General features: G+C 64.9%; 28 protein-coding genes and 1 tRNA gene. 13 read left to right on the top strand and 16 right to left on the bottom strand.

What is annotated here, in order from left to right; genetic code table 11:
* Nucleotides 1-74: 74 nt before the first annotated feature.
* Nucleotides 75-1,112 carry a sulfate ABC transporter substrate-binding protein gene (locus WS75_RS22500; protein WP_059683281.1) on the bottom strand — a complete coding sequence of 346 codons (1,038 nt, stop codon included), beginning with the start codon at nt 1,110-1,112 and terminating at the stop codon, nt 75-77.
* 264 nt (nt 1,113-1,376) lie between these two features.
* On the opposite strand from WS75_RS22500, the gene lexA reads away from it, so the two are divergent.
* From lexA to WS75_RS22485, 3 genes are read left to right on the top strand one after another with little or no spacing between them, the layout of a single operon-like run.
* The gene (lexA, locus tag WS75_RS22495) at nt 1,377-2,024 is read left to right on the top strand and encodes a transcriptional repressor LexA (protein ID WP_006754655.1); all 648 of its coding nucleotides are present in this window, start codon (nt 1,377-1,379) and stop codon (nt 2,022-2,024) included.
* A gap of 26 nt (nt 2,025-2,050) precedes the next feature.
* Entirely contained in the window at nt 2,051-2,389 is a 339-nt protein-coding gene (locus tag WS75_RS22490) for a hypothetical protein (RefSeq protein WP_059683279.1), read from the top strand.
* Nucleotides 2,390-2,418: 29 nt separating this feature from the next.
* Complete coding sequence (locus WS75_RS22485) at nt 2,419-3,117, top strand: DUF2939 domain-containing protein (RefSeq protein WP_059683277.1); 699 nt, start codon at nt 2,419-2,421, stop codon at nt 3,115-3,117.
* A 90-nt stretch (nt 3,118-3,207) separates the two neighbouring features.
* On the opposite strand, the gene WS75_RS22480 is transcribed toward WS75_RS22485, so the two are convergent.
* Nucleotides 3,208-3,705 carry a universal stress protein gene (locus WS75_RS22480; protein WP_059683275.1) on the bottom strand — a complete coding sequence of 166 codons (498 nt, stop codon included), beginning with the start codon at nt 3,703-3,705 and terminating at the stop codon, nt 3,208-3,210.
* A 326-nt stretch (nt 3,706-4,031) separates the two neighbouring features.
* Here WS75_RS22480 and nodI point away from each other — a divergent pair, with 326 nt between their 5' ends.
* Both nodI and WS75_RS22470 read left to right on the top strand, forming a co-directional pair.
* The gene (gene nodI / locus WS75_RS22475) at nt 4,032-4,946 is read left to right on the top strand and encodes a nodulation factor ABC transporter ATP-binding protein NodI (RefSeq protein ID WP_059606650.1); all 915 of its coding nucleotides are present in this window, start codon (nt 4,032-4,034) and stop codon (nt 4,944-4,946) included.
* 6 nt (nt 4,947-4,952) lie between these two features.
* On the top strand, nt 4,953-5,786 hold the full coding sequence (locus tag WS75_RS22470; protein WP_059683273.1) for an ABC transporter permease: 834 nt from the start codon (nt 4,953-4,955) through the stop codon (nt 5,784-5,786).
* Nucleotides 5,787-5,837: 51 nt separating this feature from the next.
* Here the strand turns inward: WS75_RS22470 and WS75_RS22465 are convergent, their stop codons facing one another.
* The 4 genes from WS75_RS22465 to WS75_RS22450 all read right to left on the bottom strand — a co-directional run bounded on the left by WS75_RS22465 (nt 5,838) and on the right by WS75_RS22450 (nt 9,595).
* Nucleotides 5,838-6,260, bottom strand: a complete 423-nt coding sequence (locus tag WS75_RS22465) for a hypothetical protein (RefSeq protein ID WP_059449632.1) — start codon at nt 6,258-6,260, stop codon at nt 5,838-5,840.
* 134 nt (nt 6,261-6,394) lie between these two features.
* Entirely contained in the window at nt 6,395-7,453 is a 1,059-nt protein-coding gene (locus WS75_RS22460; RefSeq protein WP_059683271.1) for a permease, read from the bottom strand.
* A complete protein-coding gene (gene mnmH / locus WS75_RS22455) occupies nt 7,450-8,577 on the bottom strand; it encodes a tRNA 2-selenouridine(34) synthase MnmH (protein WP_059683269.1) in 1,128 nt (375 codons plus the stop codon). Before mnmH ends, WS75_RS22460 begins: the two co-directional genes overlap by 4 nt.
* An 82-nt stretch (nt 8,578-8,659) precedes the next feature.
* Nucleotides 8,660-9,595, bottom strand: a complete 936-nt coding sequence (locus tag WS75_RS22450; RefSeq protein ID WP_059683267.1) for a LysR family transcriptional regulator — start codon at nt 9,593-9,595, stop codon at nt 8,660-8,662.
* A gap of 164 nt (nt 9,596-9,759) precedes the next feature.
* Here WS75_RS22450 and WS75_RS22445 point away from each other — a divergent pair, with 164 nt between their 5' ends.
* Nucleotides 9,760-11,181, top strand: a complete 1,422-nt coding sequence (locus WS75_RS22445; protein ID WP_059683265.1) for a M20 family metallopeptidase — start codon at nt 9,760-9,762, stop codon at nt 11,179-11,181.
* Nucleotides 11,182-11,216: 35 nt separating this feature from the next.
* Nucleotides 11,217-12,503, top strand: coding sequence for an MFS transporter (locus tag WS75_RS22440; RefSeq protein WP_059683263.1), 1,287 nt, complete (start codon nt 11,217-11,219; stop codon nt 12,501-12,503).
* An 85-nt stretch (nt 12,504-12,588) separates the two neighbouring features.
* Here the strand turns inward: WS75_RS22440 and WS75_RS22435 are convergent, their stop codons facing one another.
* Nucleotides 12,589-13,641, bottom strand: a complete 1,053-nt coding sequence (locus WS75_RS22435) for an NADP(H)-dependent aldo-keto reductase (protein ID WP_059683260.1) — start codon at nt 13,639-13,641, stop codon at nt 12,589-12,591.
* 201 nt (nt 13,642-13,842) lie between these two features.
* Nucleotides 13,843-14,280, bottom strand: coding sequence for a PaaI family thioesterase (locus tag WS75_RS22430; protein WP_059606628.1), 438 nt, complete (start codon nt 14,278-14,280; stop codon nt 13,843-13,845).
* A 169-nt stretch (nt 14,281-14,449) separates the two neighbouring features.
* Here WS75_RS22430 and WS75_RS22425 point away from each other — a divergent pair, with 169 nt between their 5' ends.
* Nucleotides 14,450-14,932 carry a winged helix-turn-helix transcriptional regulator gene (locus tag WS75_RS22425; RefSeq protein WP_059606626.1) on the top strand — a complete coding sequence of 161 codons (483 nt, stop codon included), beginning with the start codon at nt 14,450-14,452 and terminating at the stop codon, nt 14,930-14,932.
* 206 nt (nt 14,933-15,138) lie between these two features.
* Complete coding sequence (locus WS75_RS22420) at nt 15,139-15,762, top strand: phospholipase D family nuclease (RefSeq protein ID WP_059683258.1); 624 nt, start codon at nt 15,139-15,141, stop codon at nt 15,760-15,762.
* 181 nt (nt 15,763-15,943) lie between these two features.
* On the opposite strand, the gene WS75_RS22415 is transcribed toward WS75_RS22420, so the two are convergent.
* A complete protein-coding gene (locus WS75_RS22415; protein WP_059683707.1) occupies nt 15,944-16,162 on the bottom strand; it encodes a hypothetical protein in 219 nt (72 codons plus the stop codon).
* Nucleotides 16,163-16,412: 250 nt separating this feature from the next.
* Between WS75_RS22415 and WS75_RS22410 the strand changes: the two genes are divergently transcribed.
* Nucleotides 16,413-17,384, top strand: coding sequence for a GGDEF domain-containing protein (locus WS75_RS22410; RefSeq protein WP_059683256.1), 972 nt, complete (start codon nt 16,413-16,415; stop codon nt 17,382-17,384).
* 73 nt (nt 17,385-17,457) lie between these two features.
* On the opposite strand, the gene WS75_RS22405 is transcribed toward WS75_RS22410, so the two are convergent.
* Both WS75_RS22405 and WS75_RS22400 read right to left on the bottom strand, forming a co-directional pair.
* Nucleotides 17,458-17,931: a VOC family protein gene (locus WS75_RS22405; protein ID WP_059683254.1), complete on the bottom strand. Its 474-nt coding sequence runs from the start codon at nt 17,929-17,931 to the stop codon at nt 17,458-17,460.
* Nucleotides 17,932-18,051: 120 nt separating this feature from the next.
* The gene (locus tag WS75_RS22400; RefSeq protein WP_059683704.1) at nt 18,052-18,360 is read right to left on the bottom strand and encodes a hypothetical protein; all 309 of its coding nucleotides are present in this window, start codon (nt 18,358-18,360) and stop codon (nt 18,052-18,054) included.
* 204 nt (nt 18,361-18,564) lie between these two features.
* Here WS75_RS22400 and WS75_RS22395 point away from each other — a divergent pair, with 204 nt between their 5' ends.
* Complete coding sequence (locus tag WS75_RS22395) at nt 18,565-19,308, top strand: DUF695 domain-containing protein (RefSeq protein WP_059683253.1); 744 nt, start codon at nt 18,565-18,567, stop codon at nt 19,306-19,308.
* An 806-nt stretch (nt 19,309-20,114) separates the two neighbouring features.
* Nucleotides 20,115-20,579, top strand: coding sequence for a plasmid fertility inhibition factor family protein (locus WS75_RS22390; RefSeq protein WP_059683251.1), 465 nt, complete (start codon nt 20,115-20,117; stop codon nt 20,577-20,579).
* Between the two features lie 879 nt (nt 20,580-21,458).
* Here WS75_RS22390 and WS75_RS22385 read toward each other — a convergent pair.
* The 3 genes from WS75_RS22385 to WS75_RS22380 all read right to left on the bottom strand — a co-directional run bounded on the left by WS75_RS22385 (nt 21,459) and on the right by WS75_RS22380 (nt 23,139).
* A complete protein-coding gene (locus tag WS75_RS22385) occupies nt 21,459-22,136 on the bottom strand; it encodes a class I SAM-dependent methyltransferase (protein ID WP_059683249.1) in 678 nt (225 codons plus the stop codon).
* A 362-nt stretch (nt 22,137-22,498) separates the two neighbouring features.
* Nucleotides 22,499-22,732 (bottom strand): integrase core domain-containing protein, encoded by a 234-nt coding sequence (locus tag WS75_RS32680; RefSeq protein ID WP_373558511.1) that lies wholly within the window; start codon nt 22,730-22,732, stop codon nt 22,499-22,501.
* A gap of 170 nt (nt 22,733-22,902) precedes the next feature.
* Complete coding sequence (locus tag WS75_RS22380) at nt 22,903-23,139, bottom strand: hypothetical protein (protein WP_059683247.1); 237 nt, start codon at nt 23,137-23,139, stop codon at nt 22,903-22,905.
* Between the two features lie 252 nt (nt 23,140-23,391).
* Here WS75_RS22380 and WS75_RS22375 point away from each other — a divergent pair, with 252 nt between their 5' ends.
* A complete protein-coding gene (locus tag WS75_RS22375) occupies nt 23,392-23,724 on the top strand; it encodes a hypothetical protein (protein ID WP_179948938.1) in 333 nt (110 codons plus the stop codon).
* 4 nt (nt 23,725-23,728) lie between these two features.
* On the opposite strand, the gene WS75_RS22370 is transcribed toward WS75_RS22375, so the two are convergent.
* Together WS75_RS22370 and WS75_RS22365 are read right to left on the bottom strand one after the other, a co-directional pair.
* A complete protein-coding gene (locus tag WS75_RS22370; RefSeq protein ID WP_082729702.1) occupies nt 23,729-24,142 on the bottom strand; it encodes an HNH endonuclease in 414 nt (137 codons plus the stop codon).
* Nucleotides 24,143-24,417: 275 nt separating this feature from the next.
* Nucleotides 24,418-24,494 (bottom strand) — tRNA-Met (locus WS75_RS22365).
* Nucleotides 24,495-24,681 lie beyond the last annotated feature (187 nt).

Raw genomic sequence — 24,681 nt, 5'->3', positions numbered from 1 at the left:
TTGCGCCGGCGGCCCGTCGGGGATGCGGCGCGCTCTCGTGGCGCGCCGCTGTCGTTATGGCTTGCTGCGTGGCGTTACTGCGGCTTGTAGATCGAATCGAACACGCCGCCGTCCGCGAAATGCGTCTTCTGCGCATTCGTCCAGCCGCCGAACGTGTCGTCGACCGTGTACAGCTTCAGCTTCGGGAACTGCTTCGTCAGCTCCGCCGGCACGTTCTTCGAACGCGGCCGGTAGTAGTTGCGCGCCGCGATCTCCTGGCCCTGCGGGCTGTACAGGAAGTTCAGGTACGCGTCGGCCAGCTTGCGCGTGCCCTTCTTGTCCACCACCTTGTCGACCACCGCGACGGGCGGTTCGGCCAGGATGCTCACCGACGGCACGACGATCTCGAACTTGTCGGTGCCGAATTCCTTGACCGACAGGAATGCCTCGTTTTCCCATGCGATCAGCACGTCGCCGATTCCGCGCTGCACGAAGCTCGTCGTCGCGCCGCGCGCGCCGGAATCGAGCACGCCCGCGTTCTTGTACAGCTTCGTGACGAATTCCTTCGCCGTCTGCTCGTTGCCGCCCGGCTTGTGCACCGCATACGCCCACGCGGCCAGGTAGTTCCAGCGCGCGCCGCCCGACGTCTTCGGGTTCGGCGTGACGATCGAGACGCCCGGCTTGGTCAGGTCGTCCCAGTCCTTGATGCCCTTCGGATTACCCTTGCGCACGAGGAACACGATCGTCGACGTGTACGGCGATGCGTTGTCGGGCAAGCGCTTCTGCCAGTCCTTGTTGACCAGGCCCTTGTTGGCGAGCGCGTCGATGTCGTAGGCGAGCGCGAGCGTCACGACGTCGGCCTGCAGGCCGTCGAGCACCGAGCGCGCCTGCGCGCCCGAGCCGCCGTGCGACTGCTTGAAGTTGACCGTCTCGCCCGTCTTCGCCTTCCACTCCTTGCCGAACGCCTGATTGAAGTCCTGATACAGCTCACGCGTCGGGTCGTAGGACACGTTCAGGAACGTCACATCGGCCTGGGCGTGCGTCGCGACGCCCAGCGCCGCCGCCGCGCCCAGCGCGAGTGTTGCGATCAGGCGGCCCACTCCGCCCACCAGCCCCGTATTGCGCTTGCCCATCCTTGGTTCTCCAGTGTTGTCGGTATTGCGATGTCGGGCCAGTCTAACGAACGGGTTACATGATTAAAAATAATCGTTCTTCATTTTTTAATACTCAAAAGTGCTAACGCAGACGGGACGGACGGTTGCGGCAGACAAACCGGCGTCAGGACGTCGCGAAATCGCGCCGGAACCGGCGTGATCGCGTCGAACCTCAAGTAACACTTGAAATTCGCGAAGTACTGTATAAAAATACAGCTCACTGTCTATCCATACAGTTAAGCCATGACCAAACTCACCGCCCGTCAGCAGCAAGTGTTCGACTTGATCCGCCGCGCGATCGAGCGCTCCGGTTTCCCGCCCACGCGCGCCGAGATTGCGGCAGAGCTGGGTTTCAGCTCGCCGAACGCGGCCGAGGAACACCTCCGTGCGCTGGCGCGCAAGGGCGTGATCGAGCTGGCCGCCGGCGCGTCGCGCGGCATCCGCCTGCTCGGCATCGACGACGCCCCGCACCAGTTCACGCTGCCGCACGCCGGCCTGATGCAACTGTCGCTGCCGCTCGTCGGCCGCGTGGCGGCCGGTAGCCCGATCCTCGCGCAGGAGCACATCTCGCAGCATTACGCGTGCGATCCCGCGCTGTTCACCAGCAAGCCCGATTACCTGCTGAAGGTGCGCGGCCTGTCGATGCGCGACGCCGGCATTCTCGATGGCGACCTCCTCGCCGTGCAAAAGCGCACGGAAGCGAAGGACGGTCAGATCATCGTCGCGCGTCTCGGCGACGACGTCACGGTCAAGCGCCTGATGCGCCGGCCCGGCGGCCTCGAGCTGATCGCGGAGAACCCGGATTACGAAAATATCTTCGTCAAGGCCGGCAGCGCGGAGTTTGCGCTGGAAGGCATCGCCGTCGGGCTGATCCGCTCGGGCGAACTCTGACAATCGGTCTCGCTGAGGAGAACATCATGGAACGCCTTTCCCGTCTGCTGCCTTTCCGTCAATTCGGCCGCCTGCGTCACCTGCGCGGCCGCACGCCCTGCGCGCCGCTGTCCGCTGCGGCGCCCGTGGTGAGCCAAGAAGTCGCAGTTGAACGGCAGGCGTCGCTGCTGCCGTCAGCACTTCCCGCATTCGCGCGGGTCTCGCTGAACGGCGGCCTGAATCACGCGGAACCGGCGCGCCGTGCGCCCGTGCGCGTCTATCACGGCCGGTCGCGCCTGATCATGGTCGGGACGATCGATGCCGTGTGCCGGATGATCGATCGCTGCATCGCCGAGGAACGATCGGCCACGAACGGCGGTCTCTGATTGCGGAACATGTCCGCACCGGAGGCATCGTGACTGGATCTTCGGGCCGCGCGTGGCGGCTCAAGCCATTGCTGATCGTCGTGCTGGCCATCGCCGTCCTGATGGCGATCGGTTATGCGTACGCATCGCCGTACGTCGCGCTCGGTCGCCTGAAATCGGCGATCGATGCGCGCGATGCGCAAGCGGTCAGCGAGTACGTCGATTTTCCGTCGCTGCGCATCAGCCTCAAGCAGCAGGTCACGGAAGAGTTGATGCGCCGAATCGACGCAGTGAAGAAGGACAATCCGTTCGCGGTGATTGGCGCGCTGATCGGATCTGCGTTGATCGGCCCCCTGGTCGATGCCTATGCGACACCGGAAGGTGTAGCGGCGCTGATGAGCGGCATTCCCCCACGCGGCAATCCGGGCGAACGACCGCCCGAATGGTCGGGCCCGCCGTCAGGTGCTGCGCCCGCCAATGCACCGGCCGCGCCGCCGGCCAATCCGGCGAGCGCCCTCGTACCGGCCAGCAATGCCACCGCCGCCGCCGCATCTGCGCCAACCACCGCCCCCGCACCGGCCAACTCCGGCGAGGCGGCCCATCCGCAGCAAACGAGCGCCGGCTACCGGAATATCGATGAATTTGTCGTGACCTACCAGCGCAGCGCGGACGGCACACGCTATGCGGCGATCTTCCACCGCTTCGGCTTGTTCTCGTGGAAGCTGTCCGCGATCGACCTGCACGCCTGATCGGCCGCAATCGGCGTGGATGCCGCTAGCGGCACTGCGCGCGACCGGCACGAATCGCGATACGACCCGGCCGGCCACACTATCGTTGCGTCACTTGCCGCTCGCGGTGGCCGCTTCGCGTTCACGTGCGATCTCGGCCTTTTGCTCTTCCGCCGACGAACATGCGACCAGAATGCTGCAGTTCACGCGATCGAGCAGTTGCGTGTTGCCCGAACCCATCCACCATCTCGACAACCCGCTGCGGCACCGATGGCCGACGACGACGAGGTCGGCCTTCAATTCCGTCGCGAGATTCGCGATTTCGTCGATCGGATAGCCGAATGCGAAATGGCCTTCCGCCTGAACGCCGCGCTCGCGCAGCCAGTCCACGCCTTCCTGCAGTATCTCGCGCGCCGTTTCCTCGAAGCGGCCGCACGCGACGTCGGTCAGCAGCCCTGCGCTTTGCGCGATGCTCGAGCGCATGTCGACGACCGACAACAAATGCGTTTCCGCCTTCAGGTCCAGCGCAAGATTGGCACCGCACCGCAATGCCTTGCGTCCTTCGAGCGTGCCGTCGTAGCAAAGCAGAATCTTGTTGTAGCTAGCCATGAGACCTCCCTATCGCGACTTCATACCCTATGCACTCATCATGGTGCGCCGCAATTCCGGACGCAAGGGATGGAAAACGCTGATTCGCCACGCGGGGCGCGTCGGCGATGGTGCGGTGCACGATCCGTGTGCGCATGCACCGTGCCGCGCGAGCCCGCCCTGAAGAGACGCAGCCGATGCACTAGAATGGCCCGTCCGTGCCGTCGACGTGCGTTCGCCTCGGTCATGCTCATGTGACACGCATTCACCCGATCCGTTCGCCGGCGGCATGCCCGTCCGACCGGCCGCGAAACGCGTCCGCGTCCGCTTACAACGACAACCTGCCCATGTCCGTTGCACCGATCGATTTCCGGAACGTCGAAAAGCGCTATGGCGACAAGCTCGTCGTCAACGATTTGTCCTTCCACGTGCAGGCCGGCGAATGCTATGGCCTGCTCGGGCCGAACGGCGCCGGCAAGACCACGACGCTGAAGATGCTGCTCGGCCTCGCGTATCCCGACGCCGGCACCATTTCACTTTGCGGCGAGCCGGTTCCGTCACGCGCACGGCATGCGCGCCAGCGCGTCGGTGTCGTCCCGCAGTTCGACAACCTCGACCCCGACTTCACGGTCCGCGAAAACCTGCTCGTGTTCAGCCGCTATTTCGGCATGTCGGCACACGCCGCACGTGCGCTCGTGCAACCCCTGCTCGAATTCGCGAAGCTGGAAAACAAGGCGGATGCGAAGGTCGGCGAATTGTCGGGCGGCATGAAGCGCCGTCTGACGCTCGCACGCGCGCTCGTCAACGATCCCGACGTGCTGGTGCTCGACGAGCCGACGACGGGCCTCGATCCGCAGGCGCGGCACCTGATGTGGGAGCGGTTGCGGTCGCTGCTCGCGCGCGGCAAGACGATCCTGATCACCACGCATTTCATGGAAGAAGCCGAGCGCCTGTGCGACCGGCTGTGCGTGATCGAGGAAGGCCGCAAGATCGCCGAAGGCGCGCCGCACGCGCTGATCGAATCGGAGATCGGCTGCGACGTGATCGAGATCTACGGGCTCGACCCGGTCGCGCTGCGCGACGAACTGGCGCCGTTCGCGAAGCACACCGAGATCAGCGGCGAGACGCTGTTCTGCTACGTGACCGATCCCGAGCCGCTCAGTGCGCGACTCAAGGGTCGCACGGGATTGCGTTATCTGCACCGTCCGGCCAATCTGGAGGACGTGTTCCTGCGGCTCACGGGCCGCGAAATGCAGGACTGATCGATCATGGACGTACGCAACTATTCCGCCGCCGCGCCGTCCGCACCGCCACGCGAATCACGCTTCGCGATCGCGCTGCCCGCGAATGCCACCAACTGGATTGCCGTCTGGCGACGCAACTACCTCGTGTGGCGCAAGCTCGCGCTCGCCTCGCTGTTCGGCAATCTCGCCGATCCGATGATCTATCTGTTCGGGCTGGGGTTCGGGCTCGGCCTGATGCTCGGCCACGTCGACGGTGTGTCGTATATCGCGTTCCTCGCGGCCGGCACGGTCAGTTCGAGCGTGATGATGTCCGCGAGCTTCGAATCGATGTATTCGGGCTTCTCGCGAATGCACGTGCAGCGCACCTGGGAAGCGATCATGCACACGCCGCTCGCGCTGGGCGACATCGTGCTCGGGGAGATTGTCTGGGGGGCAAGCAAGGCGCTGCTGTCCGGCGTCGCGATCATGCTCGTCGCGGGCCTGCTCGGCTATGCGCGGTTTCCGTCGATGCTCGCGGCACTGCCCGTGATCGCACTCGCCGGCCTCGCGTTCGCGAGCACGGCGATGATCGTTACCGCGCTCGCGCCGTCCTACGACTTCTTCATGTTCTATCAGACGCTCGTGCTGACGCCGATGCTGCTGCTGTCGGGCGTGTTCTTCCCGATCACGCAGTTGCCGCCGGTCGCGCAGCACGCGGCACACGTGCTGCCGCTCGCGAACGCGGTCGAACTCATCCGCCCCGCGATGCTCGGCCGGCCGGCGGCGGACGTCGGCCTGCATCTCGCGGTGCTCGCCGGCTATGCGGTCGGCGGATTCGTGGTCTCCGCGTGGCTGTTCCGGCGGCGGATGATGCGCTGACGGCCGGCGCGCACGGCGCCCGCTCGATGCTGCAGTGAAACGGCGACGACGTTATTCGTCGTCGTCGCTCCACGGGATCTCGACGTCGGTCAGGAATGCGACGGTCGCCAGCGGGCCGCCTTCGTGGCGGCCGAGCTTGCCGTCGGCGCGATGCCATTCGACGCGGAACTGCGTTCCCGGGTCGTCGGCGACGAGATAGACCGCGCGCAGCTCTTCCGCGTCGGCCTCGTCGACCGGACCGTCGAACGACACCAGCATCTTCTGCGGCCACAGGCCGTTCACCGGATCGTAAATGCGGTCGCCCTGCGGAATGTCGATGCTGGCCTCGACGCCGATCGTGGCGGAGGCTTCGATGATCATCGTGCCGAGCGCGTTCAGCACGGCAGTTGCCCGCGCGGAATTGGCCTGGCGGATCGCGAGATCGCCGCGCGTCAGCGCCTTTTCGAGTCGAGGATGAATCTTCGGTTGGGTCATGCGTTTTCCTGTTTGCTTCTTGTAAAGGGCACCGCACGCGTGAAGCGGCGGCGCCGGATGAATACGGCCGTCGCGCGGCGGGATCGGTCGGCGCGCGGCACGGTAGCCATCGCGCAGGCCCGCCCGCGTGTCCGTCAGAACCCGAACGCGATCGCGAGCAGCCCGCTCACGATCCCGAACACGACGACAAGGCCCGTGACGATCGCCAGCATGTAGGGCTTGAACGAACGCGCGAGCATCGCGAGCGACGGCACGCTGATCGGCGGCAGCGTCATCAGCAGCGCGGCAGCCGGGCCGACGCCCATGCCGAGCGATAGCATCGCCTGGATGATCGGCACCTCGCCGGCCGTCGGGATCACGAACAATGTGCCCGCGACCGCGAACGCGATGATCCAGCCGAGATGATTGCCGATGTCCGGGCCGATATGCGGGAACAGCCACGCGCGCGCCGCGCCGAGCAGCAGCACGAGCACGATGTATTCGGGCACGAGCCGCACGGCCATGCGTGCGAGCAGCTTGATCCAGCGGACGAACGGATTGCCCGCGGCGGCCTGCTCGGCCGCCAGCGCGGCGAGTTGCGCGTCGTCGACGCTGCGGTCCTCGGGGCGCGCGACACGGTTCAGCAGATAGCCGATCCCGAATACCATCGCGACGCCGAGCACGAGCCGCAGCGCGCTCCAGTGCCAGCCGAGCACGAAGCCCATGAACACCAGCGCGGCCGGATTCAAGACCGTGTTGCCGAGCCAGAACGCGACCGCGCCGCCCGGCGACGCGTGCCGCGCGCGCAGGCCCGCGACGACCGGCGCCGCGCAGCACGTGCACATCATGCCGGGCAGCGAAAGCAGGCCGCCCGCGGCGACGCTGCCGAAGCCCGTGCGGCCGAGCACGCGCGCAACCCAGTGCGCCGGCAGCAGCGCCTGCACGGCCGAACCGAGCAGCAGGCCGAGCACCATGGCCTGCCAGATCGCCTTGCCGTACGCCCACGCGTAGTCGAGCGCCGCCTTCAGCGACGGCTCGGGAGCGCTCGCCGACGTGCCCATCAGGATCGACTGGCCGATCGAATGATGCTCGGCGGCGACGAACGCCTTGTTGTAATACGGGAACCATTTCACGTAGAACAGTCCCGCGACCGCGATCAGCAGGAAGGTCATCCAGCCGAGCGCTGGACTGGGTTGAGGGCGTGTGGTCGTCATCGTGTGGTGCTTGTGGGGTTGTTGTCGGTATCGGTTCCCGCCGCCGCGCCGCCAGCCGGCGATGACGGCAGCCCGGCCAGCGCGAGCGCGTCGAGCAGCGCGCGCGCCTGCTGGCGCCCGTCGGCCGCATTCGGCCGGAACGTGAACGTCAGCACGCGATTCGGTTTGTCGTACGACGAACGATAGGTGCGCGCATACGCAGGATCGTAATGCTTGTCGATCAGCGTGCGGAACAGTTCCGTGCGCTCGTTCGCGTCGATCAGAGCGTTCCAGCGCGCGACCTCTTCGCGGCTATGCAGGCCGATCAGTCGATCGAGCTGCGACTTGAACGTGGCCGGGTCATCGAACAGATGGGCGTAGTCTTCGAGCAGGAAAGCGATACGTTCGTCATGCGCCGCCTCGACCTGCACCCACGGCCCCGCGCGAAACGCGTCCAGCAACGCGAGCGGCAGCTGCACGAGCCCGATCTTGCGGCTTTCCGATTCGACGAACACGGGCCACGCGGGGTCGAAACGCTCGAGCGTACCGACGAGCCCCGAATCGAACGACTTCTGCGTCGGCTGCGGCACACCCGGCAGCGCACCGAGCAGCGAGCCACGGTGCCTCGCGAGCGCCTCGAGATCGAGCGTCTGTGCCCCTTCGTCGCGCAGCGCGTTCAGGAGCCGCGTCTTTCCGCAGCCCGTGTGACCGACGAGCACGATGTAGCGAAACCGCGTCGGCAACGTATCGAGCGTCGCGCACACCGAGCGGCGGTACGCCTTGTACCCGCCTTCGAGCTGGCGCGCCTGCCACCCGATCAGGTTGAACCAGTTCGTCATCGAACCCGAACGCTTGCCGCCGCGCCAGCAGTAGATCAGCGGCCGCCAGTTGCGCGGACGGTCGGCGAACGTGGTGTCGAGATGGCGCGCGATGTTGCGTGCGACCATCGCCGCGCCGACGCGCGTCGCTTCGTACGGCGACACCTGACGGTACATCGTGCCGACGATCACGCGCTCCTCGTTGCTGAGCACGGGCGCGTTCAGCGCGCCGGGAATATGGTCCTCGGCGTACTCGAGCGGCGTGCGCACGTCGATGATCTCGTCGAACTCGCCGGCGCGATCGAGGGTGACAATCAGGTTCTTCAATTTGGCGTCGAACAGGGGCGATGCGGCTCGGCGAGCCGCACGGGCATGGAAGGCGGATTTGCGATTATCTCATGCCCGGGCGTCACGGGCCGCGCACGGCGACCGGCGGGGGCGATGCGCGGCTCATCACGTCGATCAGATGGTCGCGAAACGCGCGCACCGACGCGGGAAGATCGCGCCCCGCCATGGTCTGCACCTGGATGCTGCGCTCACGCAACTGGGGATTCGTGACGGGCACGGCGACGAAGCCGTCCGCGTCGAAACGGTCGCGCACCGACAGCAGCCCCGTGAACATCACCGCGCCGGTACGCTGCGCGTAGCGGTACATCACCGCGGTGTTGTTGCTGGTCAGTTCCGGCTCGAGCATGAGCCCGTCGAGCACGCACGCGATGTCGATCAGCTGGCGCACCGTCGTGCCGGCCTCGGGCAGCACATGCGGATGCCGCGCGACATCGGCGAGCGACACCGAATCGCGCGCCGCGAGCGGATGGTCGCGCCGCACGAGCGCGAAGACCGGCGCACGCTCGGTGTGTTCGACGCGCACGCCCTGCTCCGGCGCGAGGCTGAACGTCAGGCCGATGTCTGCATCGCCGTCGCGCACGCGCCGTGTCGCCTCCGCCGGCGACACAACCCACACCGAGAAATCGACGCCCGGGTGGCGCGCCTTGAAGCTTGCCAGCACGCCTGGCAGGAAATCGATCGCGAACCCCTCCGAGCAGGCGACCTTCAACAGGCTGCCGTGCAGCGCCTCCAGCCCGCCGATTTCCTTCATCACATGCTCGGCCTCCAGCAGGCTGCGTTGCGCAAAACCCAGCAGCCGTTCGCCGGCCTCCGACAACGCCATCCCGCGCGGCCGGCGCTCGAACAGCGGCGCGCCGAGCTCGCTCTCGAGCTTCGCGATCTGCCGGCTGATCGCCGAGACGGCCACGTGCAACTTCGTGGAAGCGTCGCTGATCGACCCGGTGCGCGCCACCTCGACGAAATACCGCAACGCAAGACCATGCAGGAAAACCGCCATCGTTCTGTCCCCAGGCCCGTCGTCCAGGCCGCTCCGCTTTGCCTTTTCGGCAAAGTAATGTTCGAAATTCGATCATTGTGACAAAGAAAACGGCTTTCTAGAATCGATCGCACTCTAGGCCGTGCGCGCCGCGCCCGCCGTAAAACCGATACAGGAGACACGTCTTGAGCCGTACCGCCGCCATCCAGCACGCGCTGAACCAGTTCGAATCGGGCGCGGTCTTCGCGACCCTGAGCCGCCGCGTCGGCCTGCGCACCGAAAGCCAGGACAGCGGCTCGAGCGCCGCGCTGCGCGCCTACCTGACCGACGAAATCGCGCCGGAGGCCACGCGTCTGGGTTTCACGTCGCGCATCGTCGAGAACCCCGTCGACGGCGGCGGCCCGTTCCTGCTGGCGTCGCGCCACGAGGACGACGCGTTGCCGACCGTGCTCGTCTATGGTCACGGCGACGTCGTGCGCGGCTACGACGCGCAATGGCGCGCGCCGCTGTCGCCGTGGACGTTGACCGTCGACGGCGATCGCTGGTACGGCCGCGGCAGTGCCGACAACAAGGGCCAGCACACGATCAACCTGGCCGCGCTGGCGAGCGTGCTCGACGCGCGAGGCGGCCGGCTCGGCTTCAACGCGAAGCTGCTGATCGAGATGGGTGAGGAGACGGGGTCTCCGGGCCTCGACGCGCTGTGCCGCCAGGAGCGCGACGCGCTCGCGGCCGACGTGCTGATCGCGTCCGACGGACCGCGCGTCACCGCCGAACGTCCGACCGTGTTCCTCGGCTCGCGCGGCTCCGTCAACTTCAAGCTCAGCCTGCGCGCACGCGACGGCGGCCATCACTCGGGCAACTGGGGCGGCCTGCTGCGCAACCCGGCGACCGTGCTCGCGAATGCGCTCGCGAGCCTCGTCGACGCGCGCGGCGCAATCCGTGTCGCCGGGCTGCGCCCGCCGCCGATCCCGGCCGCCGTACGCGCCGCGCTCGCCGACCTGTCCGTCGGCGGCGGTCCCGGCGATCCCGCGCTCGACGCCGACTGGGGCGAGCCGGGCCTCTCCGCCGCCGAGCGCGTGTTCGGCTGGAACACGTTCGAGATTCTCGCGTTCAAGGCTGGCAATCCCGACCATCCGGTCAATGCGATTCCGCCGGTCGCATACGCGCATTGCCAGTTGCGTTTCGTGGTCGGCACTGACTGGCAAGCGCTGCATGCGCACCTGCGCGCGCATCTCGATGCGCACGGTTTCGCCGACATCGAGATCGACGTCGAACGCGGCGCGCCCGCGACGCGCCTGTCGCCGGACGATCCGTGGGTCCGTTGGGCGGTCGCGTCGCTCGCGCGCACGACCGGCAAGAAGCCCGCGATCCTGCCGAACCTCGGCGGCACGCTGCCAAACGAAGTATTCGCCGATACGCTGCGGCTGCCGACGCTGTGGGTGCCGCACTCGTATCCGGCGTGCTCGCAGCACGCGCCCGACGAGCACTTGCTCGCGAGCGTCGTGCGCGAGGGACTGCAGATGATGGCCGGCCTCTTCTGGGATCTCGGCGAGGCCGCGCCGCCTGTTCGCCACGCGGCACCCGCCGCGGCCGGTGCCGCCCTGTAACGCGCTTTGCCCCTTTCTCGGGACCTGCTCACACGATGAATACGACCACCCTGACCTCGCAGGACGCCGCGCGACCCAGCGCCGCGAAGATCCGGCGCATCATCTTCGCCGCGTCGATCGGCAATGCGCTCGAATGGTTCGACCTGATCGTCTACGGCTTTTTCGCGGTGACGATCGCCAAGCTGTTCTTCCCCACGACGAGCGAAGCGACGTCGCTGCTGCTCACGCTCGGCACGTTCGGGCTGTCGTACCTGATCCGGCCGATCGGCGGCTTCGTGCTCGGCGCCTACGCGGACCGCGCGGGCCGCAAGGCGTCGCTGCTGCTGTCGATCGTGATGATGATGGCCGGCACGCTGCTGATCGCGCTCATGCCGACCTACACATCGATCGGCATCCTCGCGCCGCTCGGGATCATGCTGTCGCGGCTGATGCAGGGCTTTTCCGCCGGCGGTGAATTCGCGAGCTCGACCGCGTTCCTCGTCGAACACGCGCCGCAGCGGCGCGGCTTCATGTCGAGCTGGCAGTTCGCGAGCCAGGGCCTCGCGACGCTGCTCGCATCGGGCTTCGGTGCGCTGCTGACATCGACGCTGAGCGTCGCGCAACTCGAAAGCTGGGGGTGGCGCGTGCCGTTCCTGTTCGGCCTCGCGATCGGCCCAGTGGGGCTCTACATCCGCCGCTACGTCGACGAGGGGATCGAGTTCAAAACGCAGGCGCGCTCCGAAGCACCCGTGCGCGAGCTGTTCGCGGACCAGAAGATGCGCGTGCTGCTGTCGATCGGGGTGCTCGTGATCTCGACCGCGATCAACTACATGGTGCTGTACATGCCGACGTATGCGATCAAGCAGCTCGGACTGCCCGCATCGACGGGCTTCGCGGCGACGCTCGCGACCGGCTTCGTGCTGACGCTCGTCACGCCGCTCGTCGGCCATCTGTCCGATCGCACCGGGCGGATCCGCGTGATGGCGGCGGCAGCCCTGCTGATGCTCGCCACCGTATGGCCGACGTTCGTGTGGCTCACGCATCACGCGTCGTTCGCGACGATGCTCGCGGCGCTGATCTGGATCGGGCTGCTGAAGGCGACCTACTGCGGCGCGCTGCCGGCGCTGATGGCCGAACTGTTTCCGTCGCAGACCCGCGCGACCGGCCTCGCCGTCAGCTACAACGCGGGCGTCACGCTGTTCGGCGGCTTCGCGCCGTTCGTGATCACGTGGCTGATCAGCGCGACCGGCAACCGGCTGTCGCCGGCGCTGTACCTGATGGGTTGCGCGGTGCTGAGTCTCGTCGCACTGATGGTCGCGCGCACGCGGCTCGGGATGCGCTGACCCCGCTCTCGACGGAAACCGCGGCGCGGCAATGCGCGCCGGACGCGGCCCGTCGCGGCACCGTGCCGCGCGGGCCGCTCGCCGTTTACGGTGCCGGGTTCGGCTGCAGTTCGTGCAGCGCGTCGATCTCGGCGAGGATCTCGTCGGACAACGTCACGTCGATGCTGCCGATGTTCTCCTTCAGTTGCGCGAGCGACGTCGCGCCGACCAGGTTGCTGCGCACGAACGGCCGGCTGTTGACGAACGCGAGCGCGAGCTGCGCGGGCGACAGCCCGTGTCGTTTCGCGAGCGCGACGTAGCGCGACGTCGCCTCGACGGCCTGCGGCTTGCTGTAACGCTGGAAGCGCTCGAACAGCGTGATGCGCGCGCCGGCCGGACGCGCGCCGTTCTCGTACTTACCGGACAGCCAGCCAAACGCGAGCGGCGAATACGCGAGCAGGCCGATGCCATCGCGATGCGTGAACTCGGACAGGCCGTTTTCGAACGTGCGGTTCAGCAGGCTGTACGGATTCTGGATGCTGGCGATGCGCGGCAAACCGAGCTTCTCCGCCGCGCGCAGGAACTGCGCGACGCCCCACGGCGTTTCGTTCGACACGCCGATCGCGCGGACCTTGCCGGCCTTCACGAATTCCGCGAGCACGCCCAGCGTTTCCTCGATCGGCACCGTGTACGCATCGTCGACCCACGGATACGCGGGGCGGCCGAATGTCGTCGTGCTGCGATCGGGCCAGTGGAGTTGATACAGGTCGACATAGTCGGTCTGCAGGCGCTTGAGACTGCCGTCGAGCGCCTCGGTCAGGTTCTTGCGGTCGAACTGGTTGCCTTCGCCGCGAATATGACGCGGATTGTGCGGCTGCCGCGCCGGGCCCGCGATCTTCGTCGCGAGCACGATTCGGTCGCGCTGCGCGCGATGCTGCGCGAGCCAGGTGCCGATGTACTGCTCCGTGCGTCCCTGGGTATCGGGCTTCGGCGGCACCGGGTACATTTCCGCGGCATCGATCAGCGTGACGCCCTGCCCGAGCGCGAAATCGATCTGCTCGTGGGCGTCGCGTTCAGAATTCTGCTCGCCCCACGTCATCGTGCCGAGACCGATCAGGCTGACCTCGATGCCTGAATCGCCGAGTGTGCGGTATTCCATGCTGTTCCTGTCGCGTCAGTGGAAAGCAGAAACGCTATCACATTGAAGCGAGCGCTTCAGACGGCCGATGCGTTCGCTTACAGGCCGCCTTCGATGTGCGCCCGCCCCTCGCTCATTCGCGGTACGGGGGCTTTCGCATGCGCGTGCATGGTCCGGATGAGGCCGGACGGCCGGGCTGATATCAGGACGGCACCCGCTGCGTCATTGCGGCCGCTGAATGAAGCACGTCGCCGATGCGTGCGCAACGATCTTGTCGTCCGGCGTCTTCAGTGTGCCTTCCGCGACGCCGAGCGAACGCGACAGGTGAATCACGCGCCCCTCCGCGATCAGGTCGACGTCGCGCGGCACGGGGCGCAGCATTTTCACGTGGAGGTCGACCGTGCCGTAACCGACGCCCGCGTCGAGCATCGAATGCACCGCGCAGCCCGTGACCGAGTCGAGCACCGTCGCGGCGAACCCGCCGTGTACGCCGCCGAGTGGATTCAGGTGCCGGCCGTCCGCACGCGCGGACATCTTCACGTAACCGAGCTCGACGCCCAGCGGCCTCATCGGGATCGTTTCCGAGATCGACGCGAGCGGCAGGTCGCCCGCCGCGGCCGCGCGCAGCAGTTCGAGACCGGACAGGGAAAGCGGATTCATCGGGTTGTCTCCTGATTGAACGCGCGTCGCCGCGCGAGTAAGTTCTAAATTGGAACTCATTATTGACAACCGCCCCGGGCTTGTCAACGTAACCACCGCCCGTTGCAACCGAAGGCAAGTTCTATAATCCAACCCGCTCCTTCGCTGAACCGCCGCACGAGAATCGATCATGAAATGGGATGACATCGGCACGCTGAACTGTTCGGTCGCGCGCACGCTCGCCGTGCTCGGCGATCGGTGGACCATGCTGATCCTGCGCAACGCGTTTCTCGGCTGCCGCCGCTTCGATGCGTTCCAGACGCAACTGGGACTCACGCGCCACGTACTGGCCGAGCGGCTCGCGCGCCTCGTCGACGAAGGCGTGCTGGTCAAGCGCGCGTACCAGGCGCGCCCGCCGCGCTTCGAGTACCGGTTGACGGAAAAAGGCCTCGACCTCTACCCGGCCCTGCTCGCGCTGATGACATGGGGCGATCGCTGGAAGGACGACGGCCAGGGCCCGCCGGTGCAATTGCGCCATCGCACCTGCGGTCAGCTGATGCACGCGGTCGCGGTGTGCTCGGCGTGCGGCGAGCCGCTTGACGCGCACGACGTGCAGCCGGAGCCCGGACCCGGATGGATCGCGCGCGAGGCGGCCGGACCGCTCGATGCCTGACGCATGGCGCGAAGCGGGTGTCGTGCCGCATGGCAGCGCCGCACGATCACGGAGCCCATGCAGTTCCCGCTCGGCACGATGAACGTCATCGCGTCGACCGCGACGGACCGTCACACGATGTCGCGCATTCGCATCCGCGCGTGACCGCGCCGCCGTGTCTGCGTTACACTCACGGCCCGCTGTCTCAAAATCATTCGCTGTCCAAGATGTTGTCGCGCCAACGCCTCGCCGCTGCCTGTCTCGCCGCCTCCCTGCTCGCCACGCCCTTCGCCGCCTTCGGCAAGACGCAAAACGAATCGCTGCTGCAGCAGGCGATCGACTTCATCGCGCGAATTCTGCCGGCCCCGACACATGAGGCGCCCGCCACGCAGGTTGTCGAATCTGCGTTCTCGCCCGATGGCGGTGCCGAGGCGCTCGTGCTGAAGGCAATCGGCGCCGCGCGCACCTCGATTCGCGTGGCCGCCTACTCGTTCACGTCGCCGCCCGTCACGCGCGCGCTGCTCGCCGCGAAGCGCCGCGGCGTGAATGTCGCGGTCGTCGTGGACGACAAGGGCAATCGCGCGAAGAGCAGCAAGCAGGCACTGAACCTGCTCGTCAACGCGGGCATTCCGACACGCACGATCGACGCCTATGCGATCCACCACGACAAGTATGTCGTGGTCGATGCCGAGCATGTCGAGACGGGCTCGTTCAATTACAGCGCCTCGGCCGCCAGCCGCAATTCCGAAAACGTCGTCGTGGTCTGGAACAATCCGCAACTCGCGTCGCGCTACCTTGCGCATTGGAAAAGCCGCTTCGACCAGGGTACGCCGTACCGCTCGACGTACTGACCGTTCGTACGCGTGCGATGTCAGGCACCGTTCGCATGCGGCGCGGCCGACGCGCATCGTTGCGGGCATTCGCGCCGGGATGTCGTCGATGATCGGTGCGCATGGCACGCCGGTCAATCTGGCCGAATGGCCTGCATACCGGGCATGACGGCGCCGCGATCGGTGGAATCGGTTGATGAAATCAGTGGATGTCGGGTGATCGCTCCGCGATCTGCGTGGTCGCGACACACCAGCTCGCATGCGCACGCGCATCGCTAGCCGAAGGCTGCGGTCGATCGCGAGTCCCGCCCGGCAGCGCGCCGAGCACACAGTCCGCACTGACGGCCAGCGTGTCCTGAACCATCGGATAGAGCAGATACAGCGCCAACGCGAGATACCCCGCGTACAGAATTCGAACCATGGTGCGGTGGATGAGCAATTGATCTTGGCGTGTTTACGGCATCGCGCCGAAGAGCTTGAGCCGCCGGGCATCGAATTGCGTGCCCGGCATGCGACGCACGACACGACGTGCAGCGCAATGGCGAATGCGCGATACTGTTCGGCGTGCGCGGCGATATCGGCAGGAATGCGCGGACGGGCTTGCGCACGCACCGAGTGACATACAGACGATTGATGACCGGCTCCGCAGCCGGGACCAGAGACAAAAGCCCATGCAGATTGCTCCCAAACCGGTCGATGAGGCGGCCCGGCTCGAGACGCTTCATTCATTGTCGATCCTCGACACGCCGCCGGAAGAACGGTTCGACCGCCTCACGCGCCTCGCGCGCCGGCTGTTCGACGTTCCGATCGCACTCGTCAGCCTCGTCGACGAGAATCGCCAGTGGTTCAAGAGTCATCCGGGTCTCGCCGCCGCGCAGACCTCGCGCGACGTCTCGTTCTGCGCCCATGCGCTGCTCGCGGACGAAACGATGGTGATCCAGGACGCGCTCAACGACGATCGCTTCCACGACAATCCGATGGTCACCGGCCAGCCCGGCATCCGCTTCTACGCGGGCCGGCCGCTTGCCGCGCCGAACGGCGCACCCGTCGGCACGCTGTGCCTGATCGACACGCGGCCACGCGAACTCTCCGTCGACGAACTCGCGCTGCTCGGTGATCTCGCGCACATGACCGAACGCGAAATCGCGGCGCTGCATCTCGCGACGACCGACGAGCTGACCCAACTGACGAACCGGCGCGGCTTCGAGATTCTCGCGCGCCACGTGCTGAGCCTGTGCGAACGCGTGGGCCGGCACGCGGTGCTGCTGTTCTTCGACCTGAACGACTTCAAGGCGATCAACGACCGCTTCGGCCATGCCGAAGGCGACCGCGCGCTCACGGCCTTCGCGGACACGCTGACCGGCGCGCTGCGCGACAGCGACGTGATCGCCCGACTCGGTGGCGACGAATTCGTCGTGCTGTTGAGCGGCAGCGATCCGGCCGACATCGGCGAGCCGATCGAGCGCGTCACGCAGGCACTCGCGCTGCGCAACGCGGCCGACGCACGCGGCTATGCGATCCGGTTCAGTGTCGGCTACGTGGCATACGATCCCGCGCAACATTGCACCGTGGCCGACCTGCTCGAATCGGCCGATCGCCACATGTACGAGGACAAGCAGCGCCGCAAAGCCGCCGGCGCCTGAGCACGGATGAACCGCTCGCCCATACGCGCCGCCGCTGCCGCAAGCCCCGTTCGGTCCGATACGTGCCGTTCGGTCAGCTTCCGCACGGCGGCGCGCTCGCCATCGCTTCCGCGATCTGCTCGGGCGTCAGGTCGCGCTGGTGGGTCGCGATCGACCAGCGATGGCCGAACGGATCCTCCACTTGGCCATAGCGATCTCCCCAGAACATGTCGGCGGCCGGCATCCTGACTGTCGCGCCGGCCGCGACGGCCCGTGCGATCGCCGCATCGGTGTCCGGTACGAACAGGTGCAGGCAGACCGCCGTGCCGTTCAGCGTCTTCGGCCCGAGTGCGCCGTGCTCCGGCATTTCATCGACGAGCATCAGTGTCGAATCGCCGATTGCGAGGCACGCGTGCGCGAGCCGACCGTCCGGGGTCGGCAGGCGAAACCGTTCGGTCGCGTTGAACGCACGCTTGTAGAAGTCGATGGCGGCGGCTGCGCCGGCGCAGATCAGATGCGGTGTCAGCGTGCGCATCCCTTCCGGGATCGGGTTGACGGACGTGGCCATGAGTGTCGCTCCTTCAGTCGGTTATCGTGTCGGAAATCGGGACGGACGCACGATGCGCACGCCTCCGATGCTACGACGGGCGGACTCGACGGAAATCGACACCCCTGCAAACATTTTTTCTCAGATCTGCGGAAGGTCACGCAGCGTACGCGACTCGTTAGTCGCATCGATGTCGAGTTCGATCCCTTCCGACGCGTCGCGATAGAGCACGCGCTTCAGTCTCGGCCCCACCGCCGTCCCGTCCGCTTCGTCGAATACTGCGCACACGTCGTTACCCGCTGCAAGCGCACGCGCGACTTCCGCCACCGACGCCTCGCTCGGCGTCGCCGCCCACGACCGGTCCGCCGGATTGACGGCTGCCCAGCGCACATGCGTCACACGCGCGCTGAGCACGTCGATTCGGACACCATTCACCGCGAACATCGACATCGGAATCTCCTTCGAAACGATTGCGGCCGGACGAACGCCGGACGATGGAAACCGGCGATGGCGCGACAGCACGTGAATTCGTGCCGCCACCGGACCAGCCTGACGCACGATCATCCCCGCACGCGGCTTCGGCCAACGCGATTTTCGATGATACATTGGGACGCTTTGCAACCGTCAACAGACAATCGTGCACGGGAGAAACACATGACCGACGCCTGGGGAACCTTCCCTGCCAGAATGGGCGACCATCAGGCCTTCATCAGCTTCAATCACGGCTTTGCGGAAATCGCCGAAAGCGATCCGCGCACGTCGCTGTTCAGCGTGCGCGTCACGCTCGAGCATCCGACGCCCGACGGCCTGCCGAGCAGCGACGAGTTCGCCGGTCTCACGAAAGTCGAAGATCTGCTGGACGCCGCAGTGACCGCGAAAAACGGCGTGCAGGTCGGCCGCATCACGGTCGAAGGCAACCAGGATTTCCTGTTCTACGTGCCGTTCGACGAGGAAGCCGCAGCCGAGATCGTCGACTCGCTGGCCGAGCACACGACCTACGCGCTTCAGTACGCGTACCAGGACGATCCGGACAAGGAAACGTACTGGCGCACGCTCTACCCGACCGACGACGACTGGCAACTGATGCGCGACGTGCGCGTGCTCGATGCGCTGCGGCAGAAAGGCGACGTGAGCGACGTGAGCCGCCGCGTGATGCACTGGGCTTACTTCCCTGAACCGAGCGACGCGCACCAGTTCGCCGACTGGGCCGAGTCGAAAGGCTATCTGGTCGAATCGGTCGCGCCGACCGAGGACGGCAAATCGGCCGTGAGGTTTGCGCACGAAGGCACGATGGTGCTGGCCGACATCACGCACCATACGCTCGAGATCAATCGCGAGGTGCGCTCGCTCGGCGGCGAATACGACGGCTGGGAAACCAGCGTCGAACAGGCGGGCTGATCCGTCCGACACGCGCGTTGCGCGCGTGTCGGACCTTGACGGGTTCGGTACAAAAAGCATCCCGGCAGCGCGACGGTGCGCTGCCGGGACCAAGGCATCGCCGGCCGTAACCGGCGATGGGCCCAAGCAACCGCTCAGGCACGAGGAAAGCGATTCATGCGGATCGGGCGAACGGATGCCGTGGCGCGAGACGCCGCCTGCCGAACGCCTGTCCGTTTCCGCCGACGCGGCTTGCATGCGTCGTGCGGGGAAAAAGCCCCCGCTCCTGCGCGAGCGAGCGGGGAAATGGTTGACCGGGCCGGGGTAGAACGGTCAACCGGCCAGATTGTGATCGTGCCCCGTGCGACCGTCTGTGCGGCAACTCACCCTTTCATACGGAGCGTCCGCGTGCCTGGCGCAGCATGCAGCACGCCACGGTCCAAGCCCGACGCCTAAGGCCTGTGCGGCAATCACGCGGATCACGGGGAGCAACACGATGGCCCCGATCATCATCACGCCCGTCGGCCGCTTGCAGGACGGGGGTTATGACGCGCTGCGCCGGTCCGGCTTCACGCGCTGCGCGAGTCTTGTGTGAATCCGGGGCTGCACGTCATTCCGTGCAAGCAGTATCGCGATGTTCTCGCGAGCTTTCGACCTCGACTGAAAATACGTGGCTGTCGCGTCCCGTATCCATTGCGTGATCGATTCCGCGCCGCGGTCTGTCGCGCATGATCTCGCCCTGTCGATTCCGGATATCCGACTGCTCAGCGGCTGTGGCCGTGCTGCTACACTCCCGCCACAAAAATCACTTGCCCCCCAAGGAAACAATGTCACTCGCTCGGGCACAACATGATGGTGTCGATGTCTGGATCATCCAGCTTCCGGGGCATGCCGCCTATGCCTCCACGCATCTCAAGCGTGTATTCGCATCCGACGACTCGCGACATCGCGTCGTGACGGTCGACCTGACGAAACTGCTCGCCTGCGCCGATCGCGACACCACGGACTATGTGTTGCCATCGGTTCAGTACTGGGCGCCCGGCAAGGCCGCCGGCATCCGCGACTTCCTCAACCCGGCCCAAGCCCGGATTCCCGAGATGCCCTTCATCACCTTTCGCGAGACGAGAACGCGGACGCTGTTCGGCATTCCGGGGCTGTCGAAAGTCGGCGTCGCGTCGTTCCGAAACGGTCAGCATCGCGCGCGATATCTGGCGTATGCCGGGGCGACGAGCCTGCCGGTCGAGGTACATGAAACGGAGGCGGATTTGCTGATACGGTATTGCGGCGAGTGACTGGCGCAATGCGTCGTCTTTTCCGTCGCTTGCGGAATGGGTCGTGCAACGTGCGAACGCTGGACCCGGTGCCGGCAGGCCGGCAGGCTTCGATCACATAGATCCGGTCAGCGACTTCCGTCGAGCCAACGAAGCTGGTTTCAGCGCCTGCCAATCGCATCCATTGTGCTCGTAGACGCCAATCGCGCGGACCTTGCCCTCAAGCCCCGAAAGATGAACCCTGTCCGCGCCGATATTTTCGACGGTGGGTTGAATCGCGACTCGCACAAGATGCTGCACGAGGGCACCGCTGGCAAAAAAATGTCCCGACGCCTTCCGGGTTGTCGGGACCGAACGGCCCTTCAAAGCTGAGGGCACGAGGAATCGCAATATTACACCAATGTAAGAGTGTTAATCTTTGGTGATTTATGCCAAGTCACTGGCTTATTCCGCCAATCTGCAGATTTCAGCTCAGCATTCGAAGAGTCAACACACAATGAGTCGGCGACGGTTTAGTCGCGTATCAGTTTGCCCTCGGCATCTTCTTGACACGTAAGATGAACCTCCCACTGCCTCAAACTCCGGAGGTGCCAATAGCGAGGATGAAACACCATCGTCCAAAAATTGATGTTGCATGGCAGGCCGATTTTTCGGCAGATTTTTGCCATTCGTTCTGTACGGAAATGATGTGCTAACGAAGGTGCTGTGCATGCAGTTATGAGTAACTCGAGCCAGAAGTTCCGCATCATATTTCGACTGAATGTGTCGGACTGGAAGAGCCACGATTCTCGGAGCTGGTTCGCGACGGTTTTTTCATGGCCTATGTATCGGCGCATCTCGGTCACTGCATTGTTTCGAAGATCAAAATTTGCGATCGACCGAAAATCGGCGTGAATCCCGTCAGGAGGCGGCTAAGACTCGCAACGCCGGGCATGTTCCGACGGCAGTTCCACCCGTGATTTTCCGGGTCCACAGGATCGAGATGGACTTCAGGAGCAGGTAAAACAGGAGCAGCGCCATGCGCTTGCAGCGATCGATGCGGATATCCTTGAGCGTGCAGCCCATCGCACCAAACACATAGATCAGTTGAAGCGGCGTGAACGGGCTCACGTGGCCACGACCAATCGACGCCCCGTGAGTCTGGCGCACACCACGCGCATCGAACTGGAAGAAAGTACCGGTAAAGAGAAACTGCAAGCGCGAATGCAGATTCGAAACATTCGGCGTTGAATCGATGATGATGCCATTCCGCCGCGTTACGCGAACCAACTCCGAATTGAGATTCTCCGGATTCGGTATGTGTTCGCCCCCTTCAAGGCACGTGATTGCACCGAACTCGTCATTCTGAAACGCGAGGGGAGCCTCCATGTAGGCTACGACGGAATCCTCGTAGCCATGGATGCCTGCCTGCACTACATCATGGCCGACCGCATGCAATGATACGGCGAACACGCCGGAACCTGACGGCACATCGAGGATTCTGGTCTTCCCGTGGCATCGGGCTGCGAAATACTGGAGCAGCTGCTTCATGCATTCCGTTTGACCGTGAAGGTAGCAGCTGTAGTCGCGATGTTTCATTTGTGGTGCTGGCGGCGATAGGTATAAATTTGTATACCAGCCGACAATCGCGACTCATATCAGATATGTCTGAAAAGTGATTCGCTTGATAGAAAAATGGGGGCGATCTTACTTTTCTTCGCATCGCCTTCCGGTTTCGTGCTTCAGCGAGCCGCGTTTTCGCTGTATTGTCGCGCGCAGCAGAGACCGATCAGCCGAAGCAGGCGGCGCCGGGCCGGCGAGATGCAACGCTCCACGGTTGGCCGTCCAATATTCGTTGCGGCTCAACTAGCATCCAAAGCCGTCGATGGCCATGCAGTGCGGGGGGTGTCAGGATTCCCGTGTTCAAGGCGTTTGAGATTCACACGGATGGCCGAATTTCTCTACTTTTGAACTGGACTATTTCTTGGGTCAGGGTCAAAAAACCGCTGCTTTGCATCGTGCGCCTGTGCGAACTGCACAGGCGTCAGATAGCCGAGCGAACTATGAGGCCGCTCGGTGTTGTACTCGATACTCCATTCCTCAATCAGTCGCTTGGCATGGCGCATTGAGACGAACCTGTGCTCGTTCAGGCATTCATCGCATCCGCGGCTGATGCTCGACCACCTGAGGACCACACCATGACCACCCAAAACGAAAATAGCCCGCTCACGCGGAACGTGAGCGGGCAAGAAATCAGAACAGCATTCGAGGCACGAGGACTGTCCTCAGCAGATAACGGCACGCCGGCCGAGAACCTTAGCCCAGGAAAAGGCCTAGCGCTCGAATTGACGGCCGAGGACGCAGATCACTCGGCGGGACCAAGCAAAACATCAATCGCCGCCTGACCCGCGATCTCGGCCACGAGGTATGCCCAGCGTCGGGTAAATGGGCCGTTTCGAATCTGTATCCGATGTCCACGCGCACCAAGGATACCGAGATTGTCGTGACCCTTTATCTGGAAGGTGACGTCGTACATGTCCGGAGCGGATGAAGTCAGTTGGACATCAATTTCAAAGCCGCGGTACTGGATTGTTCGCTGCATGACAACCTCCGCAATGTGCCTCGGAGCCTAGCACGAATGCAATACAACCTTCCGACACCCTGAGGACCACACTATGACCACCACCGACACCCTGCGCGCAACCGCACTGGCAAGACTCGAAGGTCTGCGCCGCGCGCGATCGTGCGCGACAAGTACGACATGCTGTCGCACCCGGCAGTCCCAAACCTCGACATAGATGCGAACTACGAGACGCTCTTCGCTGCATTCGGTATCGAATCCGCATTCGTCCACATGGAGAACAACGTCGATTGCGATACGTACGATCAGTACTTCGCGTCCAATAACGCGAAGTGCAGAGCCCCTCCGATCTCGCGAAGCGGTTTGGAACTGCGGCCGGTGCTCGAGCAGCTCGTCGCCGCCGGTTCGCTCGACCGCGTGCGCCGCCAGCGCGTCAAGCTGCCGAACTATATGCTCGCTGGCACCGAGAAGCACGTGATGCAGCGCGACGGCTATCTCGGCATCCCTGCCGCGCCGTGCACGTATGTCGTCATGACGGGCGATCTCGACGCGTACATGTCAGGGGTCCGGCGCCGCGCCGACCTTTGCATTATGGTGCGGCGATGAGTCCCTACCTCACAACGTCGGAGCTAGCCGTGCTCATCGGCTGCAAGCCGCGCAGCCATGCCTGCATGAAGCGCTCGCGCGCCGTCTTGCCAGCATGACAGTCACGACAGATCGTTTTCAGGTTCTCGTCGCGGTCGGTCCCACCTCGCGCCTTCGAGATAACATGGTCGACGGCAGTTGCTGCCGTCACGCGCCCAGCTTGCAGGCAGGGCTGACAAAGGCCAGCATCACGGTGCAGGATGCGCATTCTGATCTGTTCCCACGCGCTTCCGTATTCCCGCGCATGGCGATTGCCGCGAACGGTATCCGGCTTCCACTTGACGGCCTCGGGCGCGTGCTGATCGCAATGCGACTTACCATCCGTAACAAGCGCACCGCATCCCCGGTGCTTGCAGGGCTTCATCGGGCGGGCGGCCATAGGCGTGCCTCATGCGGATTGGACGCATAAACGAAAAAGCCCGCGAGGCTTTCACCTTGCGGGCTTCAATAAATGGTCGGGTAATGAGATTCGAACTACCAACTCCAGCCGACAAGGCCAGGCGGGCGGTCCAACCCGGGGCAATGCCCAGCCAACCAGGCAAGCCTCTCGAGTCGCCTTCGGCCTTCAACTTAAACCCCGCCTCAAATGCCACTCGAACACGTGCTGGCACAAAGCAAAAAGCCCGCTTGCTGTCGCAGAGCGGGCTTCGCTGTTGGTTGCGGGGATAGGATTTGAACCTATGACCTTCGGGTTATGAGCCCGACGAGCTGCCAGACTGCTCCACCCCGCGGCCGCGATTGTAGGTGAACTGACGCATCACTGCAATAAAAAAAAGGTTCATCGCGGGAAACCGTGGAGCGTTTGAGGACGATTGCGTAACCTGACGCCTGACTTTAAGGACGTGGACCGGCCAGAGTTTCATAGACACTCACGAGCCGTTTAGCGCGTAGCGCCGCTCAAACTCAATCGGTGAAAGA

The sequence above is a fragment of the Burkholderia sp. FL-7-2-10-S1-D7 genome (assembly GCF_001524185.1).
GTDB classification, from domain to species: Bacteria; Pseudomonadota; Gammaproteobacteria; order Burkholderiales; family Burkholderiaceae; genus Burkholderia; species Burkholderia diffusa.
This window is presented reverse-complemented; position numbering and strand designations above follow the sequence as displayed.

What these genes read in the sequence shown, in the direction of transcription:
- WS75_RS22500 (WP_059683281.1), bottom strand. Translation starts at nt 1,112, where the DNA reads ATGGGCAAGCGCAATACGGGGCTGGTGGGCGGAGTGGGCCGCCTGATC.
- lexA (WP_006754655.1), top strand. Translation starts at nt 1,377, where the DNA reads ATGACCAAACTCACCGCCCGTCAGCAGCAAGTGTTCGACTTGATCCGC.
- WS75_RS22490 (WP_059683279.1), top strand. Translation starts at nt 2,051, where the DNA reads ATGGAACGCCTTTCCCGTCTGCTGCCTTTCCGTCAATTCGGCCGCCTG.
- WS75_RS22480 (WP_059683275.1), bottom strand. Translation starts at nt 3,705, where the DNA reads ATGGCTAGCTACAACAAGATTCTGCTTTGCTACGACGGCACGCTCGAA.
- nodI (WP_059606650.1), top strand. Translation starts at nt 4,032, where the DNA reads ATGTCCGTTGCACCGATCGATTTCCGGAACGTCGAAAAGCGCTATGGC.
- WS75_RS22470 (WP_059683273.1), top strand. Translation starts at nt 4,953, where the DNA reads ATGGACGTACGCAACTATTCCGCCGCCGCGCCGTCCGCACCGCCACGC.
- WS75_RS22465 (WP_059449632.1), bottom strand. Translation starts at nt 6,260, where the DNA reads ATGACCCAACCGAAGATTCATCCTCGACTCGAAAAGGCGCTGACGCGC.
- WS75_RS22460 (WP_059683271.1), bottom strand. Translation starts at nt 7,453, where the DNA reads ATGACGACCACACGCCCTCAACCCAGTCCAGCGCTCGGCTGGATGACC.
- WS75_RS22450 (WP_059683267.1), bottom strand. Translation starts at nt 9,595, where the DNA reads ATGGCGGTTTTCCTGCATGGTCTTGCGTTGCGGTATTTCGTCGAGGTG.
- WS75_RS22440 (WP_059683263.1), top strand. Translation starts at nt 11,217, where the DNA reads ATGAATACGACCACCCTGACCTCGCAGGACGCCGCGCGACCCAGCGCC.
- WS75_RS22435 (WP_059683260.1), bottom strand. Translation starts at nt 13,641, where the DNA reads ATGGAATACCGCACACTCGGCGATTCAGGCATCGAGGTCAGCCTGATC.
- WS75_RS22430 (WP_059606628.1), bottom strand. Translation starts at nt 14,280, where the DNA reads ATGAATCCGCTTTCCCTGTCCGGTCTCGAACTGCTGCGCGCGGCCGCG.
- WS75_RS22425 (WP_059606626.1), top strand. Translation starts at nt 14,450, where the DNA reads ATGAAATGGGATGACATCGGCACGCTGAACTGTTCGGTCGCGCGCACG.
- WS75_RS22420 (WP_059683258.1), top strand. Translation starts at nt 15,139, where the DNA reads ATGTTGTCGCGCCAACGCCTCGCCGCTGCCTGTCTCGCCGCCTCCCTG.
- WS75_RS22415 (WP_059683707.1), bottom strand. Translation starts at nt 16,162, where the DNA reads ATGGTTCGAATTCTGTACGCGGGGTATCTCGCGTTGGCGCTGTATCTG.
- WS75_RS22410 (WP_059683256.1), top strand. Translation starts at nt 16,413, where the DNA reads ATGCAGATTGCTCCCAAACCGGTCGATGAGGCGGCCCGGCTCGAGACG.
- WS75_RS22405 (WP_059683254.1), bottom strand. Translation starts at nt 17,931, where the DNA reads ATGGCCACGTCCGTCAACCCGATCCCGGAAGGGATGCGCACGCTGACA.
- WS75_RS22400 (WP_059683704.1), bottom strand. Translation starts at nt 18,360, where the DNA reads ATGTCGATGTTCGCGGTGAATGGTGTCCGAATCGACGTGCTCAGCGCG.
- WS75_RS22395 (WP_059683253.1), top strand. Translation starts at nt 18,565, where the DNA reads ATGACCGACGCCTGGGGAACCTTCCCTGCCAGAATGGGCGACCATCAG.
- WS75_RS22390 (WP_059683251.1), top strand. Translation starts at nt 20,115, where the DNA reads ATGTCACTCGCTCGGGCACAACATGATGGTGTCGATGTCTGGATCATC.
- WS75_RS22385 (WP_059683249.1), bottom strand. Translation starts at nt 22,136, where the DNA reads ATGAAACATCGCGACTACAGCTGCTACCTTCACGGTCAAACGGAATGC.
- WS75_RS22380 (WP_059683247.1), bottom strand. Translation starts at nt 23,139, where the DNA reads ATGCAGCGAACAATCCAGTACCGCGGCTTTGAAATTGATGTCCAACTG.
- WS75_RS22375 (WP_179948938.1), top strand. Translation starts at nt 23,392, where the DNA reads ATGGAGAACAACGTCGATTGCGATACGTACGATCAGTACTTCGCGTCC.
- WS75_RS22370 (WP_082729702.1), bottom strand. Translation starts at nt 24,142, where the DNA reads ATGGCCGCCCGCCCGATGAAGCCCTGCAAGCACCGGGGATGCGGTGCG.